The 14,840-nt window shown below is 66.5% G+C and carries 15 protein-coding genes and 1 tRNA gene; 10 read left to right on the plus strand and 6 right to left on the minus strand.

The window, feature by feature from the left end:
- Positions 1-199: 199 nt before the first annotated feature.
- From ACFQDH_RS07200 to ACFQDH_RS07215, 4 genes are all read left to right on the plus strand, one after another.
- Entirely contained in the window at positions 200-1,270 is a 1,071-nt protein-coding gene (locus ACFQDH_RS07200; RefSeq protein WP_382399856.1) for a tellurite resistance/C4-dicarboxylate transporter family protein, read from the plus strand.
- 121 nt (positions 1,271-1,391) lie between these two features.
- Positions 1,392-2,282 (plus strand): ABC transporter substrate-binding protein, encoded by an 891-nt coding sequence (locus ACFQDH_RS07205; protein ID WP_382399858.1) that lies wholly within the window; start codon positions 1,392-1,394, stop codon positions 2,280-2,282.
- Between the two features lie 37 nt (positions 2,283-2,319).
- Positions 2,320-3,414, plus strand: coding sequence for an amino acid ABC transporter permease (locus ACFQDH_RS07210; RefSeq protein ID WP_382399860.1), 1,095 nt, complete (start codon positions 2,320-2,322; stop codon positions 3,412-3,414).
- Positions 3,407-4,162: an amino acid ABC transporter ATP-binding protein gene (locus ACFQDH_RS07215; protein ID WP_382399861.1), complete on the plus strand. Its 756-nt coding sequence runs from the start codon at positions 3,407-3,409 to the stop codon at positions 4,160-4,162. Before ACFQDH_RS07210 ends, ACFQDH_RS07215 begins: the two co-directional genes overlap by 8 nt.
- 119 nt (positions 4,163-4,281) lie before the next feature.
- Here ACFQDH_RS07215 and ACFQDH_RS07220 read toward each other — a convergent pair whose 3' ends face one another.
- Positions 4,282-6,564: a (Fe-S)-binding protein gene (locus tag ACFQDH_RS07220; RefSeq protein WP_382399863.1), complete on the minus strand. Its 2,283-nt coding sequence runs from the start codon at positions 6,562-6,564 to the stop codon at positions 4,282-4,284.
- Between the two features lie 189 nt (positions 6,565-6,753).
- On the opposite strand from ACFQDH_RS07220, the gene cysK reads away from it, so the two are divergent.
- From cysK to ACFQDH_RS07240, 4 genes are read left to right on the plus strand one after another with little or no spacing between them, the layout of a single operon-like run.
- Positions 6,754-7,686 carry a cysteine synthase A gene (gene cysK, locus ACFQDH_RS07225; RefSeq protein ID WP_382399865.1) on the plus strand — a complete coding sequence of 311 codons (933 nt, stop codon included), beginning with the start codon at positions 6,754-6,756 and terminating at the stop codon, positions 7,684-7,686.
- A gap of 6 nt (positions 7,687-7,692) precedes the next feature.
- Positions 7,693-8,328, plus strand: coding sequence for a serine O-acetyltransferase EpsC (gene epsC, locus ACFQDH_RS07230; protein WP_382399867.1), 636 nt, complete (start codon positions 7,693-7,695; stop codon positions 8,326-8,328).
- Between the two features lie 51 nt (positions 8,329-8,379).
- The gene (locus ACFQDH_RS07235; protein ID WP_382399869.1) at positions 8,380-9,360 is read left to right on the plus strand and encodes a phosphotransferase family protein; all 981 of its coding nucleotides are present in this window, start codon (positions 8,380-8,382) and stop codon (positions 9,358-9,360) included.
- 9 nt (positions 9,361-9,369) lie between these two features.
- Complete coding sequence (locus ACFQDH_RS07240) at positions 9,370-10,128, plus strand: SDR family oxidoreductase (RefSeq protein ID WP_382399871.1); 759 nt, start codon at positions 9,370-9,372, stop codon at positions 10,126-10,128.
- 362 nt (positions 10,129-10,490) lie between these two features.
- Here the strand turns inward: ACFQDH_RS07240 and ACFQDH_RS07245 are convergent, their stop codons facing one another.
- Complete coding sequence (locus ACFQDH_RS07245) at positions 10,491-10,784, minus strand: DUF2087 domain-containing protein (protein WP_382399873.1); 294 nt, start codon at positions 10,782-10,784, stop codon at positions 10,491-10,493.
- A 146-nt stretch (positions 10,785-10,930) separates the two neighbouring features.
- Here ACFQDH_RS07245 and ACFQDH_RS07250 point away from each other — a divergent pair, with 146 nt between their 5' ends.
- Positions 10,931-11,374, plus strand: coding sequence for an SPW repeat protein (locus ACFQDH_RS07250; RefSeq protein ID WP_382399875.1), 444 nt, complete (start codon positions 10,931-10,933; stop codon positions 11,372-11,374).
- A 105-nt stretch (positions 11,375-11,479) separates the two neighbouring features.
- Here ACFQDH_RS07250 and ACFQDH_RS07255 read toward each other — a convergent pair whose 3' ends face one another.
- Together ACFQDH_RS07255 and ACFQDH_RS07260 are read right to left on the minus strand one after the other, a co-directional pair.
- Positions 11,480-11,758, minus strand: a complete 279-nt coding sequence (locus ACFQDH_RS07255; RefSeq protein ID WP_188836899.1) for an HU family DNA-binding protein — start codon at positions 11,756-11,758, stop codon at positions 11,480-11,482.
- A gap of 90 nt (positions 11,759-11,848) precedes the next feature.
- Complete coding sequence (locus tag ACFQDH_RS07260) at positions 11,849-12,331, minus strand: hypothetical protein (RefSeq protein WP_382399878.1); 483 nt, start codon at positions 12,329-12,331, stop codon at positions 11,849-11,851.
- A gap of 161 nt (positions 12,332-12,492) precedes the next feature.
- Between ACFQDH_RS07260 and ACFQDH_RS07265 the strand changes: the two genes are divergently transcribed.
- Positions 12,493-12,579: transfer RNA gene (locus ACFQDH_RS07265), tRNA-Ser, on the plus strand.
- A gap of 211 nt (positions 12,580-12,790) precedes the next feature.
- Here the strand turns inward: ACFQDH_RS07265 and ACFQDH_RS07270 are convergent.
- Both ACFQDH_RS07270 and ACFQDH_RS07275 read right to left on the minus strand, forming a co-directional pair.
- The gene (locus ACFQDH_RS07270) at positions 12,791-13,711 is read right to left on the minus strand and encodes a glutaminase (RefSeq protein ID WP_382399880.1); all 921 of its coding nucleotides are present in this window, start codon (positions 13,709-13,711) and stop codon (positions 12,791-12,793) included.
- A gap of 32 nt (positions 13,712-13,743) precedes the next feature.
- Positions 13,744-14,760: a LacI family DNA-binding transcriptional regulator gene (locus ACFQDH_RS07275; protein ID WP_382399882.1), complete on the minus strand. Its 1,017-nt coding sequence runs from the start codon at positions 14,758-14,760 to the stop codon at positions 13,744-13,746.
- Positions 14,761-14,840: the final 80 nt, after the last annotated feature.

The raw sequence follows: 14,840 nt of genomic DNA on the forward strand, positions 1-14,840 counted from the left end.
CACCCGTTCGCCAGACGCTACGACCTGCACGAGCAGACCGGCCCGCCGAGCAGGCGGAGACCGTGCTGCCGCAGATCGCGGCGCGCAACGACAGTTGGACGACTGGCACCGAGTTCTCGGCGCCTGAGCCGGCGGCTGACTTCGGCGAGCCACCGCCGTACCACGCCCGAACCCGGCCCGACGGCGGTAGCGTCGGGCCGTGGTCGAGGGAATGCTCGGTCGGACACGAGCAGCCGTCAAAGGCTTGTCCCCGGGGTATTTCGCCCTGGTGATGGCCACCGGCATCGTGTCGTCCGGTCTGCGGTTGGACGGGGCGACCTGGCTTGCCGACATCCTGTTGGTGATCGCCGGAGCCGCCTTCGTGGCGCTGGCGGTTTTCAACATCTGGCGACTGGTCGAGTTCACCTCCCGGGCGTCGGCCGACTTCTTCGATCCGCAGCGAGCGTTCGGCTATTTCACCTCGGTGGCCGCGGCCGGCGTTCTCGCCAGCGGGGTATCGGCGCACGGCATGATCACTCTTGCCCTGGTGCTCTTCATCCTCGGATTCACCGCCTGGTTACTGCTCGGGTATGCCGTGCCGTGGGCGACCATGCTCGACCGCTCGCACCACCCGACGGTGCGCGGCGCGAACGGCTCGTGGTTCCTGTGGGTCGTCTCCAGCCAGTCCGTCGCGACGATGGCCGCCATACTCGAACGGCACCTGCACTCGGCGCAGCATCTCTTCGCCATGCTCGCGGTGGTCGCGTGGTCGGTCGGTGTTTTTCTGTATGGCGCCGAAAGCATGCTGATCGCATTGCGCGAAATGCTCTACGACGCAGATTTCGCTCCGTCGTACTGGGTCTGCATGGGCGCCGCGTCGATCACCGTTCTGGCCGGCGCCGAGATCCTGGCGTCCCCGGGCTCGACGGTCGTGACCAACGTCGCACCGATCCTGGATGCCGCCACCGTGATGTTCTGGTCGTTCGCGTCGTGGTTGCTGCCGATGCTGATCCTGGCCTTCTGCTGGCGGCACTTCGTGCGGCGGATCTCGCTCGCGTATGACGTCAGTCTCTGGAGCATGGTCTTCCCGCTCGGCATGTATGCCGTGGCGTCGGTGCACCTCGGCCAGGTCGAGAAGCTGCCCTGGGTGGAGCACATCGGTCGCGTCGAGCTGTGGCTCTCCTTCGCGATTTGGTGCGCCGTCTTCCTCGGCTTCGTCCGACATGTCTGTCGGGTGCTGAGCGGACACCTGGTGCCGGATGCAGGATCGGGGCCCCGACAGGTCACGTAATGGGAACGTCTTCCGCAGAATCCCGGCAGCGGGGTCGCCGCGGGAATAGTCTGTTGCGCCACAGGACCACGGCACTTTGCATGCGCCGTGGTCGTTGCCCCTGCCGGAAGGAATTCCACTCATGGCGTTCACACGTACCCTCAGCATCACGGGCGCGATCGCCCTCGCAGCCTCTCTCGCGGCCTGTGGCTCGAGCTCGAGCGGAGGCGGCTCGTCCGCCGCGGCCAGCGGCGGTGGCGGCGCCAAGTACGGCAACTGCAAGATCACCAGCAAGGCCAACTCGATCAAGATCAAGCCGGCCGTCGCGGGCACCCTGACCGTCGAGACGACCCTTCCGGCCCAGGGCTGGTGGAACGGCACGACTGCCGACTCCATCAAGGACGGCTACGAATACTGCATGGCCGCCGAGCTGGCCAACATGGCCGGCCTGAAGAAGCTGTCGATCAAGGCCGTCTCGTTCGACCAGTTGGTCGCGGGCCACACAGCCAACTTCGACCTGGCGCTCGCGGAGATTTCGATCACCCCCGAGCGCGCCAAGGTCGTCGACTTCTCCAAGCCCTACTTCGACTCCAACATCGGGGTTCTGACCAAGAAGGGCGCCGGCATCACGGCCGACAACATCAAGGGCAAGCGCTGCGCGGCATACTCCGGCACGACCTCGGTGGACTTCCTGAAGAACAAGCTGAAGTGCAAGTCGCAGAAGGTCTACCCGGACAGCCAGACGCTCTACCAGGGTGTCCTGTCCGGCCAGACGGATGTCGCACTGCTGGACACCGCGATCGTCCTGGCGGAAGCCAAGCAGACCGGCAACAAACTGGAGGTGCCCGGCCAGTACAAGACCGGTGAGAAGTACGGCGCCATCTACCCCAAGGGTTCGGCCAACGAGACCGAGCTCGACAAGGGCATCACCACTCTGCTGAACGACGGCACGCTCAAGACGCTGTCCAAGGACTACCTCGGACCTGCCTTCGGTGGCGACCCGTCGTCCGTGCCGGTGTGGGCCGTCAAGTGACGTCGTCTGATCAGCCCCGAGCATCGGAACCGGGGCCATGACCACGCGCCCGCTCGTGCGGGATGACGTCCAGCAGGCTCCGGAACCCAGCGCGCCATCGACGGTGACCGGAGTCGCCGTCATCGCCCTGGTCGTCGATCTTCTCGGCATCGCACTGATGTTGTTCGCAGTGAAATTGCTGCGGGACTACAACCACGGCAATGCGGCCTCCACGGTGGTGGCCCTGATCCTCTTGCTCGCCTCGCTCTACCCGCTCTTGCCGACCATTCAGGGCTTCCTGGGGGCCGGCCGGCGCGCGAAGCTGCTCGGCGACAAGCAGGTCGTCGCCGCCCGGCGAACGGCCGCCCGCGGTCGCGAGGACGCAGCCATCGGGCTGGGCTACGGGGTCGCGATCATCATCGTGGCCGGCGTGCTCTGGGTGGCGATGACCAACAAGGGCGCGGTCGCCGACACGTTCTTCCGCGTTGACGCCTGGCGAAAGTCCTTCGACCAGCTGATCCATGCCTTCTGGATCAACATCTGGGTTGCCGTGGTCTCCTTCATCCTGGTGCTGATCTTCGGATTGATCCTGGCGATCATGCGGATGCTGCCCGGTCGCGCCGGGGCACCACTGCGGCTCATTGCCACGGTCTATTGCGATGTCTTCCGGGCGATTCCCGCGATCGTCACCGTCCTGTTGGTGGTCTTCGGCGCGACGTTGGCGTTCACCTTTACCCAGACCTGGAACCTCGCCTGGTTGGGTGTGGTGGCGTTGACGATGACCTATTCCGCCTACGTTGCCGAGGTCTATCGTGCCGGTCTGGCGTCGATCCATCCCAGTCAGGCCGCTGCGTCCCGATCGCTCGGGCTCAGCTATTCGCAGACGCTGCGGGCCGTGCTCGTCCCGCAGGCCGTCCGCCGGATGGTCCCCCCACTGATGAACGATTTCATCAGCCTGCAGAAGGACACCGCATTGTTGTCCATCGCAGCAATCCCGGAGGTGTTGCAGGTCGCCAAGCTCTGGGAATCCAACCTCTACACGTTGGCTCCGGTCACCTTGGCGGCGCTCTTCTTCATCATCATCACCATCCCGCAGGCGCGCTTCGTCGACTACCTGATCAACCGGGATGCATCGAAGCGGGCGGGTGGCTGAGGCAATGGCATTCCTGGAGATCAACGACGTCCATAAGTCCTATGGGCACAACGAAGTCCTGAAAGGTGTCTCGCTCAGCGTCGAGCGACACGAGGTCGTCTGCCTGATCGGCGCGTCCGGGTCGGGCAAGTCGACCCTGTTGCGTTGTGTCAATCAGCTGGAGCAGATCAACGGCGGCGAGATCCTCATCGAAGGTGACACCGTCACCGGTGCCGGTGTCGACCTCAACCGGTTGCGCCGCGATGTCGGCATCGTCTTCCAGAGCTACAACCTCTTCCCGCACATGTCGGTGCTGAAGAACATCATGCTGGCGCCGACCATGGTGGCAGGGGTCAAGGACAAGGACGCCAAGGCCAAGGCGATGGCTCTGCTGGAGTCGGTCGGTATGGCGGAGAAGGCGAGTGCCTATCCGGACATGCTGTCCGGTGGTCAGCAGCAGCGGGTGGCGATCGTGCGTGCACTCGCCATGGAGCCGCGCATCATGCTGCTCGACGAGATCACCGCGGCGCTCGACCCCGAGCTCGTCGGTGACGTGCTGGAGATCGTTCGTGAGCTGGCGCACGACGGGCTGACCATGATGCTGGCGACCCACGAGATGGGCTTCGCCAAGGAGGTCGCGAGCAAGGTCTGCTTCCTGGACCAAGGTTCGATCCTGGAGATGGGTCCGCCGCAGCAGATCTTCGAGAATCCACAAGAGGAGCGCACCCAGCAGTTCCTCAGCCGGGTCGTGAAGTCCGGCCGCCTGTAGGACAGCGGCGAGTGCGGTCTTCATCGAGAGGACCCGGAAAGCATTGAGAGGCCCCGCAATTCAGCTCGAATTGCGGGGCCTCTCAATGCGGATCGGGTCCTCTCGATCCTGGTGACGGACTACTCTGAGGCGGCGGTGGCGGGTTCCGGCTCCTTGCCGCGGTTGACCGCCGCGAGCAGCATGTTGGCGACGTCGACGACCTCGACCTCTTCGCGGGCCTTGCCCTCGGACTGCTCGGCGGTCAGGCCGTCGGTCATCATCACCCGGCAGAACGGGCAGCCGATGGCGATCCGGTCGGCGCCGGTCGCGACGGCTTCCTTCGTCCGGTTGAGGTTGATCCGCGACCCGAGCTTCTCCTCCATCCACATGCGCGCGCCACCGGCGCCGCAGCAGAACGACTTCTCCCGGGAGCGCTCCATCTCGCGGTACTCCACACCCGGCAGGGCGCCGATGAGCTCACGCGGCGGCGCGTAGACACCGTTGTGCCGGCCCAGGTAGCACGGGTCGTGGTAGGTGACCGACTTGCCGGTCGACGCGGCGCTGTTGCTGGTGTCGGCGTCCTCCGGACGCGCGACCGGCACGAGGCGCTTGTCACGCACCAGTTTGTTGAGCAGCTGCGTGTGGTGCAGCACCTCGTAATCGCCACCCAGCTGGGGGTATTCGTTCTTCAGCGTGTTGAAGCAGTGCGCACAGGTCACGACGATCTTGGTCGCGCCGGCCTCGTTCAACGTCTCGATGTTCTGTGACGCGAGCGCCTGGAAGAGCAGCTCGTTGCCCGCACGACGCGCCGGGTCACCGGTGCACGCCTCACCGTCGCCGAGCACGGCGAACGAAACACCAGCAGTGTCAAGGAGTTCCGCGACCGCGCGGGTGGTCTTCTTGGCGCGGTCCTCGTAGGCGCCGGCGCAGCCGACCCAAAACAGGTAGTCGACCTCGTCGAGCTTCTCGACGTCCTGGCCGAAGACCTTGACGTCGAACGGGAGACCCTTGGCCCAGTCGAGGCGGGCGCGAGCCGCCATACCCCACGGGTTCTGTTTGCCTTCAAGGTTTTTGAAGAGTCCGCCGAGCTCGGACGGGAACGCCGACTCGATGAGCGTCTGGTAGCGGCGCATGTCGACGATGTGGTCGACGTGCTCGATGTCGACCGGGCACTGCTCGACGCAAGCGCCGCAGGTGGTGCACGACCACAGCACGTCCTCGTCGATGATCGCGCCCGCATCGCCCAGCGGGTTGTATGCCGTCAGCGGTGAGGCGTCGTCATACCCGGTGGCGCCGATCAGCGGGATCTCCATGATCGGGTTGTCGGGGGTGGCTGGGCCGGTGCCCTTGGCGGCTTCCGCCGCTTGGAGGTATGGCGCCCGCGCCTGCGTGTGGTCGCGCAACGTCATCATCAGCAGCTTCGGGGACAGCGGCTTGTCGGTGTTCCAGGCCGGGCACTGGCTCTGGCAGCGACCGCACTCGGTGCAGGTGGAGAAGTCCAGCAGGCCCTTCCAGGTGAAGTCCTCGACGTTGCCGACGCCGAAGGTGGTGTCCTCGTCCATCTCTTCCAGCGACTCCATCGTCACCGGCTTGCCGTCGACCTGCATCGGCTGCAGCGCACCCAGCGAGGTGCGGCCGTCGGCGTGCCGCTTGAAGAAGACGTTGAAGAACGCCAGGAAGCGGTGCCACGCGACACCCATGGTGATGCGCCGGGACAGGACGATCAGCCAGGTCATCGCGGTGATGATTTTGATGGTGGAGATGACCACGATGAGCGCCTTGACGGTGCCGAGGTCGAGGTGGTGGAGCCAGCCGCCATACCACGCAGTGAGCGGGAAGTGCAGGCCGCTGGCCGAGCCCTCGCCCTCGTACTTGCCGATCGCGTATTCCAGGCCGCGCAGAGTCAGCACGCAGATGATCTCGATCAGGATGACGAGCTCGACGAAGTAGGCCTGCCAGAAGGTCGAGCCGAAGAACCGCGAGCGGCGGCCGTCCTGCCCGGCCGAGCGCGCCGGGTGGTTCTTGCGGCGGTTCCAGATCAGCCAGCTGATGCCGGCCAGCCCGGTCCAGCCGAGCAGCTCCACGACCCATTCGTAGAGCACGAAGTGACCCAGTAGTGGCAGCGCGAACGTCGGATCCCACACCTGGAAGTAGGACGTGAGCACCGCCAGCGACAGCACGATGAACGAGATCATCGTGACCCAGTGCGCCATGGCGACGATCGGCAACCGCGACATCCGGGTGTGCCCGAAGATCTCGCGCACCAGGGTGGCGGTGCGCCGACCCTTGTGGTCGCCACGGTCCTCCGGGCGGCCGAGGCGGAAGGTTCGGATGAACCCCTGGACGGCGGGGACGGCGACGGCGACGCCGACGACGGTGATCGCCAGGGTGATGATCGCGGCGACGATCTGCAGGGCTGTCATGGGTGGAGTCTAGCTACCCCCTACTGGCCAGTAACATCCGCCGTGCGAGGTGTGGCCAGAGGCGGAGAAAATGGACACTGTTTGCGACTTCAATAACGAGGTGTTGGAATACACATAAGCGGTCCTGGTGTTGGACCGACCGCGCCCGGACGCGAGCCCGGCGCACTCCGCACAAGGAAGGCAATAGACGTGCCCATTTTCGACGACGTCACCCAGGCCATCGGCAACACGCCGCTGGTGCGCATCAACCGGATCATCGACGCCGCGGAGGGCACCATCGTTGCCGCGAAGCTCGAGTTCAACAACCCCGGAGCCTCGGTCAAGGACCGCATCGGTGCCGCGATCGTCAAGGCAGCCGAGGAAGCCGGTGAGCTGAAGCCGGGCGGCACGATCGTCGAGGCGACCAGTGGCAACACCGGCATCGCGCTCGCGATGGTCGGTGCGGCGAAGGGCTACAAGGTCGTGCTGGCCATGCCGGAGAGCGCCAGCAAGGAGCGCCGCGCGCTGCTGCGGGCCTTCGGTGCGGAGCTGGTCCTGACGGACCCGGCCGGTGGCATGAAGGGCGCCGTCGAGAAGGCGGAGTCGATCGTCCAGGAGCGCGGCGGAGTGCTCGCCCGTCAGTTCGCCAACGAGGCCAACGCCAGGGTGCACCGCGAGACGACCGCAGAGGAGATCTGGCGCGACACCGACGGCGAGGTCGACATCCTCGTGTCCGGTATCGGCACCGGTGGCACCATCACGGGCGTCGGCCAGGTCCTGAAGGAGCGCAAGCCCGGGGTCAAGATCATCGCCGTGGAGCCGGCCGAGTCGCCGATCCTCAATGGCGGCAAGCCCGGCCCGCACAAGATCCAGGGCCTGGGCGCCAACTTCGTCCCCGAGATCCTCGACACGAATGTGTATGACGAGGTCGTCGACATCGACTTCGAGACGTCGATCGAGTGGGCGCGCAAGGCAGCCACCCAGGAGGGCCTGCTGGTCGGCATCTCCTCCGGAGCAGCCCTCGCTGCCGCCGCACAGGTCGCTGCCCGCCCGGAGTCGGCCGGCAAGACCATCGTCGTCATCATCCCCAGCTTCGGTGAGCGCTACCTGTCCACAGCGCTCTTCGAAGGTCTGGTTGACTAATCAGTTATGGCTCACGGCGCTCTGCTCACCAATGGTCACCGGGTGAAGCCGGGGACCCAGACGGTGCGTGCTGCCGTGAATTCCATCCGCGAGGACCTCGACGCCGCACTGCAGCGGGACCCGGCCACCACGTCACGCTTGGAGATGGCGTTGGCGTCGCCGGGCCTGCACGCCATCTGGGTGCACCGGGTCGCGCACGTCATGTGGCGTCGCGGCGGTCGCTGGCGGCTGCCGGCCCGGCTGGTCTCGCAAGCTGCTCGTACCGCGACCGGGGTGGAGATCCACCCCGGTGCGCGGATCGGCAGGCGCTTCTTCATCGACCACGGCATGGGTGTCGTCATCGGTGAGACCGCCGAGGTCGGTGACGACGTGATGCTCTACCACGACGTCACCCTCGGTGGCCGCTCGCTCGATCGCGTCAAGCGGCACCCCACAGTCGGCAACAAGGTCACCATCGGTGCCGGTGCGCGGTTGCTCGGCCCGATCGTCATCGGTGAGGAAGCGCAGATCGGCGCCAATGCCGTGGTGGTGTCGGACGTTCCGTCATACAGCGTGGCGGTGGGGGTGCCGGCCAAGGTGCGCTCCTCGAAACCGGTTGCGGCACAACCCGATCCGTATGCCGATCCGGCGCTGTTCATCTGACGCTCCGTTAATCGCTCGCGCCAGTCGAACCTGCGGCAATACGGTCAGCGGATGCCGATGGATCTGGAGCAGGCACAAGCCTTCCTGAGCGAGCGCTTCGTGGATGTCCGCGACGTCGTCCCGGTGACGGCGGGGGCTTGGTCGACGCCATACTTCTTCGACGCGCGGATCGACGGCGTGCAGCGTGCCCTGGTGGCCCGCTTCGGTCCGCATCGCGACGACTTCGTCAAGGACGCGCTGGCGTCCGGGTGGACAACGCCCGAGCTGCCCGTCCCACGCGCGTACGCGTTGCTGCGAGCCGGCGACGACTACGGCGCAGTGACCGAGCGATTGTCCGGCAGCTTCCTCGAGGAGTTGGACACGGATGGCTGGTTTCATGCCCTGCCAAGGGTATTCGCGGTCATAGACCAGCTGCGGCAGGTGCCACTGCGCACCGAGCTGCCCGCGTATGTCGCGGTGGACGACGGTCTCGACATCGGTCTGGATGAGACACAGCTCGGGCTGGGCGTCAGCTGGCACGACTGGTTGATCGACCTGAGCGATGAACCGGACGAGCGCGGTGGTGGCTGGTCCGGGACGCTCGCTGCCTCGCCGACGGGCGATCGGAGTTTCCGCGAGGGGATGGAGCTGCTCGCGACCCTCAGCGAGGGCCTGGAGCCGCCGCGCAGCTTCGTGCACTGCGACCTGCTCAATCGCAACGTGACCATCGCTGACGACGGCAGTGCCCTGCGGGCGGTCTTCGACTGGGGTTGCCTGTTCGCCGGGGACTACTTGTATGACGTCGCCTGGCTGGAGTTCTGGGCGCCGTGGCATGCGGGGCTGGCGGGGTTGGACGTGCGGGCTGCCGCACGTGCGCATTTCGGACCGACCGATCCGGCGATCGATGCCTTCGAGGAGCGAATGCGCCTGTGCGCCATACACATCGGGCTGTGTCACCTGGCTTACAACGCGTATGTCGGCAACCCTGACGAGATCGCTGCCTGTGACCGGCGGATGGCGCAATATGACGGCCGGATGGACGCTCCGATCTAGGCTCGGTGCATGGTTGAGCAGGAGGCACGACGCGTTGCCGTGGTGACGGGCGCGGGCAGCGGCATCGGGCGCGCGGTCGCCGTGGGTCTGGCCGGTGCCGGATTCGAGGTTGCGCTGGCCGGTCGACGAGCCGATGCACTTGAGGAGACGGCCGCGCTCATCGACCCCGATTCGTGTATGGCGCTCCCGACCGATGTCACCGAAGAGCCAGCAGTGGTAACGCTTTTCGACCGCTGCGTGGAGCGCTTCGGTCGGGTCGACGTGCTCTTCAACAACGCCGGGGTGTCGTCCTTCGCGGCGCCGTTCGACCAGATCTCGCTGGCTGACTGGCGGGCCGTGATCGACGTCAATGTGACGGGCATGTTCCTGTGCGCCCGTGAGGCGTTCCGACGCATGCGCGCGCAGCAACCGATCGGCGGCACGATCGTCAACAACGGGTCCATCTCGGCGCACGTGCCACGGCCGGAGGCCGCGCCATACACAGTCAGCAAGCACGCCGTGACCGGGCTGACCAAGCAGATCGCGCTCGACGGGCGACCGCACAAGGTGCGTTGCGGCCAGATCGACATCGGCAACGCGGCGTCGGCCATGACAGCAGGTATGGCGGCCGGCATGCTCCAGGCCGACCGATCGACCCGGCCGGAGCCGACGATGGACGTGCAGTCGGTGGTGCGCGCAGTCGTGCTCATGGCGACGATGCCCGAGGACGCTGCCGTCTTCGACCTGACGATCGCGGCGCCCGACATGCCGTTCCTGGGCCGCGGCTGACGGCCTGCGCCGGTCAGGTCCGTTCGTATTGCGTGCCCCACCGGTGGCCCTGCACATCGTGCGCGGGCTGCCTCGCACGATCTGCAGTCCCGTGCGGCCGACGTTCGGGTGCGGAGGTTAATGCCCAGCAGGAGGTGCGCGCTACCGCACCTTTTGCCGGACCCAAGGTATCGATCGCTCTGGCGCCCGCTGACGGCCTGCACATCGTGCGGCGGAGGGCGGCGCACGATGTGCAGGCCAGGGTGCCGCCGGCGGCGAGCCCGGATTTGGGGCCAGCCAGACGTGCGGCATACCGCACCTGCGGCTTGCCCTAACTGGTGGTTGTGCTTCGGAGCAGGGGCGTCAAACGGCCGTTTAGAGCGTCAATGGGCGCTGGACCCGGCCCGCCGGTAGCTCGTGCCGTCAGGCGAGCGCGAGAGGTGACCGTGGTCGACGAGCGCACGCCGCAGCGTCGACACGTCTGACCAGATCGGTCGTAGCAGGTTGTTGACCTCGGTCTCGGACAGCGTCACGCCGGTGGGCAACTGGGAGGCGGTTGCGGCATACAGCTGCGCGGCGATTGCCGGGCGACGCGGGATGCGTGTCAACTCGCCGGCCCGCACGAATGATGCAAGTCGCGGCTCGTCCTGCACGACGCGTTCCAGCGGTGTGAGCATGCCACCGAGTCAAGCACTCAACGGACAACGGGGACACCGATTTTCGGGCGTCGCAACCAACCTGGCGCGGTGCGATCGGCGGCGTCATTTCTCGGCTTTGGGAGCACAATGGAAGTGCAACTACTCCCCCACATTGGAGGTGGGTCATGGCAACGCAACACAGTTTTGAAACGTCGATGGCACACCACCCGGACATCGTGGCCCTGCGGGACCGCTTTGACCGGGCGGCGGGGACTCCACGTGCTCAGGTGGCCGAGGGCTTGATGGTCCTCGCCGGCGGGTACGCAGCGATCTCACCATGGGTCATCGGCTTCAGCGGCAGCACGACGCCGCTGGCCATCAACGATCTGATCGTCGGGTTGGCGATCATGGCGATGACGATCATCTGTGCGGACTCCCGGGGCCGCATGTATGGGATGGCCTGGGTCGCACCGGTGATGGGCCTGTGGCTCATCCTCGCGAACTGGCTCATGAACGGCATCAACCCAGCCACCGGCACGATGATCAGCAACATCGTCGTCGGTGCCTGCGTCCTGCTGCTCGGCGCAGCCGTCATGGGCGTCACCACGATGAAGTCGAACCAGACCTGATCCGACCAGTGCCCGCGCGTGGCGTGTCGGCGCGCGGCATACGCCAAGGGGCTCGGCGACCACACGGTCGTCGAGCCCCTTGAAGTGTTGCTGGGAGTGAGGGTGTCACTCGCCCTTTGCGGCAGCCTTCAGCTTGGAGCCGACGGTCACCTTGGCGGCCTTGGACGCCGGAATCTGGATCTCCTCGCGGGTGCGGGGGTTGCGGCCGGTGCGAGCCGCACGGTCGACGCGCTCGATGGTGAGCAGGCCCGGAAGCTGGACCTTCTCGCCGCGGCCGATCGCCTCGAGGATGACGTCGTTGAAGCCGCCGATCACGGCATTGGCGTCCTTGACGCTCACACCGGTGCGCTGAGCGATGGTGCTGGCAAGGTCAGTGCGGTTCATGAAGTGGGTCCTGTTCCTTGTCTCGGGGATCGGCACGAAACCGATCCGTCGATCGTGGCTAGCCCGCCGAGGAATCGACGAGCCGTTGGGTCAGCAACTGCGAGAGGTCGGATATTCCGCGCCATTGCAGGGGTGTGACCCGCGCCCCACGTTAGACGCAGACTGCGACAAGGTCCACGACACCCCGTCAGCGCGTCGTTTGGGCCGTCTCCGGCACCGGCGCCGCGGGGCTCGCCGAGGGGTCGGATCGTGCCGTTCGCGGACGGCTGCCTCGGCGAGACTGCCGTTGACGACGGGACCCTCTCGATGACCCACTGCTGCGTGAAACCCAGCAGTCGCAGCGCTTTTCGCGGCTTGGCCGACTCCTTTGATCGCAGCCTGTCCGGCTGCTGCAGCGACCTCGGGCCCGCGCTGTTTGATCTGCTCGGTGGTCTTCGCGCGCTGCTCGACCACCGCCGGGTGATTCCAAGCGTGGCCGGTGACCTGCTTGATCTGCTCGTAGCGGCCACGGCCGGCGCGTGCGCCCAGGACGTAGCCCGCGGCGATGCCGACGGCGAGTGCCAGCTTGCCCATCGAGGTTCCTTTCGTCGGTTTCGTCCGACCCTACCTGCCGCGGTATGACGTGAGGGGCGCCCTTGCTGACGACGCCGACGATGTTGGCCGGCTCGGATTGGCCGGCCGGCAGCGGCGCCGTAGGATGGCATGCGCTCGTGCGGCACTGTCGTCACGGGTAAGGAGGGCTCGCATAGTGGCCTAGTGCGGCGGTCTTGAAAACCGCTATGGGTGCAAGCCCATCGTGGGTTCGAATCCCACGCCCTCCGCAGATGCTCTCGCCCGGGAGCTTGCGACCGGGCGATGGGCATCGCGGGGGCGCGGGATGATGGGAGGAGCGTCTCGGGTTCGCGAGGTACGAGCGGACCCGAGACGCGACGGCTCCCACGCCCTCCGCGTGAGGCGCCGCAATGCCCGTCAGATGGTGTGCCCCGCCTCACGTCGTGTAGGGCAGTGCCGAGTTCTGTGCCGCCCAAAGCCTCAGAAGACCGACCAGCCGGTGAGCTCGGTGAACCGGTCCAGCGCCGCGACGCCGGCGACCGAGTTGCCGCGGCGGTCCAGGCCGGGACCCCAGACCGCGATGGTGCACCGCCCGGGCACGACGGCAAGGATCCCGCCGCCGACGCCGCTCTTACCCGGTAGGCCGACGCGATATGCGAATTCGCCGGCCGCGTCATACATCCCGCAGGTGAGCAGGACGGCGTTGATGCGCTTGGTGTTGCTGGGCGACAGCATTCGCGTGTCGTCGCGGCGGAGGCCGTGGCGAGCCAGGAAGAGCCCGGCGAGCGCGAGGTCGCGGCAGTTGATCGCGATGGCGCACTGGCGCACGTACTGATCGGCGATGCTGCGGACATCCCCGTGGATGTTCCCGTATGACGCGAGGAAGTGCGCCATCGCGAGATTCCGATCGCCGTGGGCCTCCTCCGATGCGGCAACCTCTTCGTCGCAGTCGATCTCGGCGTTGCCCGACTCCGTGCGCAGGAAGTCGAGCACGGCCTTGGTTGCGTCACCGAAAACGCCCGCCAAGTGGTCGGTCACCACGAGTGCGCCCGCGTTGATGAACGGGTTGCGCGGTACGCCGTTCTCGTATTCCAGCTGCACCAGCGAGTTGAAGGCGTTGCCGGACGGCTCGCGACCCACCCGCCACCAGATGCTCTCGTCGTCGCCGGACAGGGCAAGGGCAAGCGTGAAGAGCTTCGAAATGCTCTGCAGCGAAAAGGGTTTCGTCCAGTCCCCGGCGCCGTAACACTCGCCGTTCGGCAGGGCCACGGCGATGCCGAACTGCGCCGGGTCCACCGCCGCGAGGGCGGGGATGTAATCGGCGACCGAGCCGGTGCCGATCTGTGGCTCGATCTCGGCCACGATCTGCGCGAGCAACTGATCCATGTCCACAGCCGCCATGATGGCAGAGTGTCCGTGCCTCGCCGGTGGGCTCAGTCGAGACCGGCGGTGGACGCGCGGACGACAAGCTCCGGCTCGAAGACGACCTGTCGATGCTGGTGTGTGGGGGACTGTCGCTCGTCAACCAGCAATTGCGTTGCGGTGCGGCCGAGTTCGGTGCGTGGCTGTCGCACCGAACTCATCGGGATAGCCGCTGCCTCGGCGAAGTCGATGTCGTCATACCCGATGATCGCGAGGTCGTCGGGAACGCGCAGCCGACGCAGTGTCATTTCCTGAAGTATGCCGAGCCCGAGCAGGTCGTTCGCGCAGAAGACCGCGGTGGGTCGCTCGCCGGCATGCAGGCCGGCGAGCTTCGCGCCGGCTGTCCGGCCCTCCGCGACGTTCAGTGCCGGAGTCGAAATCACCTGCAGCGCAGCGGGATCGAGCCCGGCAGCGCTGAACGCCGCTCGTGCCCCGGCCAAACGCTCGCCCACCTGGCGAATGGAACGTGGTCCGCCGACGAAGCAGATCCGCTGGTGACCGACGGCCAACAGGTGTGCCACGGCGAGCTCGCCGCCGACGCGGTCGTTGACCGACACCGAGCAGTGGGCGCGACCCGAGCCGCGGTCGACGAGCACCACGGGGGTGCCACTGCGTCGGATCTCTTCGATCGCAGGTGTTTTGGCCGCGACCGGCGTGACGAGGACGCCGAACGCGCGCTGCTCACGCAGCAGGTTGAGGTGATGGGTCTCGCGCTTGCGATCCTCCCCGCTGTTGCAGAGGACGACGGACAAGCCCGCAGCCTCGGCGACTTCCTCAGCGCCTTTGGCGACGTCGGTGAAGAACGGGTTGGCGATGTCGAGCACGACCAGGCCGATGGTTCGGCTGGACCCGGAGCGCAGCTGACGGGCGGCTTCGTTGCGCACGTAGCCCAGGGACTCGATGACCTGCTGGACGCGCTCCCGCGTGGCCGGTGAAACGCGGTCGGGGCGATTGAGCACATTCGACACGGTGCCGAGTGAAACGCCTGCTTCTCGAGCGACGTCCACAACGCTGATCTTGTCCGGCATCTGCCCCTCCTGTCTCGCGGCGGCTAAAACGTATCAGCGTCGAATTCGCGGAATCGCTTGACCGTCATCTGTGACGCACA

It is taken from the genome of Flexivirga alba, assembly GCF_042661025.1.
GTDB classification, from domain to species: domain Bacteria; phylum Actinomycetota; class Actinomycetes; order Actinomycetales; family Dermatophilaceae; genus Flexivirga; species Flexivirga alba.

Excerpts from the sequence above, each read along its gene's own strand:
- ACFQDH_RS07210 (WP_382399860.1), top strand. The coding sequence starts at position 2,320 with ATGACCACGCGCCCGCTCGTGCGGGATGACGTCCAGCAGGCTCCGGAA.
- ACFQDH_RS07260 (WP_382399878.1), bottom strand. The coding sequence starts at position 12,331 with ATGGGCAAGCTGGCACTCGCCGTCGGCATCGCCGCGGGCTACGTCCTG.
- ACFQDH_RS07255 (WP_188836899.1), bottom strand. The coding sequence starts at position 11,758 with ATGAACCGCACTGACCTTGCCAGCACCATCGCTCAGCGCACCGGTGTG.
- ACFQDH_RS07240 (WP_382399871.1), top strand. The coding sequence starts at position 9,370 with ATGGTTGAGCAGGAGGCACGACGCGTTGCCGTGGTGACGGGCGCGGGC.
- ACFQDH_RS07275 (WP_382399882.1), bottom strand. The coding sequence starts at position 14,760 with ATGCCGGACAAGATCAGCGTTGTGGACGTCGCTCGAGAAGCAGGCGTT.
- ACFQDH_RS07270 (WP_382399880.1), bottom strand. The coding sequence starts at position 13,711 with ATGGCGGCTGTGGACATGGATCAGTTGCTCGCGCAGATCGTGGCCGAG.
- ACFQDH_RS07205 (WP_382399858.1), top strand. The coding sequence starts at position 1,392 with ATGGCGTTCACACGTACCCTCAGCATCACGGGCGCGATCGCCCTCGCA.
- ACFQDH_RS07250 (WP_382399875.1), top strand. The coding sequence starts at position 10,931 with ATGGCAACGCAACACAGTTTTGAAACGTCGATGGCACACCACCCGGAC.
- ACFQDH_RS07235 (WP_382399869.1), top strand. The coding sequence starts at position 8,380 with ATGCCGATGGATCTGGAGCAGGCACAAGCCTTCCTGAGCGAGCGCTTC.
- ACFQDH_RS07220 (WP_382399863.1), bottom strand. The coding sequence starts at position 6,564 with ATGACAGCCCTGCAGATCGTCGCCGCGATCATCACCCTGGCGATCACC.
- ACFQDH_RS07245 (WP_382399873.1), bottom strand. The coding sequence starts at position 10,784 with ATGCTCACACCGCTGGAACGCGTCGTGCAGGACGAGCCGCGACTTGCA.
- epsC (WP_382399867.1), top strand. The coding sequence starts at position 7,693 with ATGGCTCACGGCGCTCTGCTCACCAATGGTCACCGGGTGAAGCCGGGG.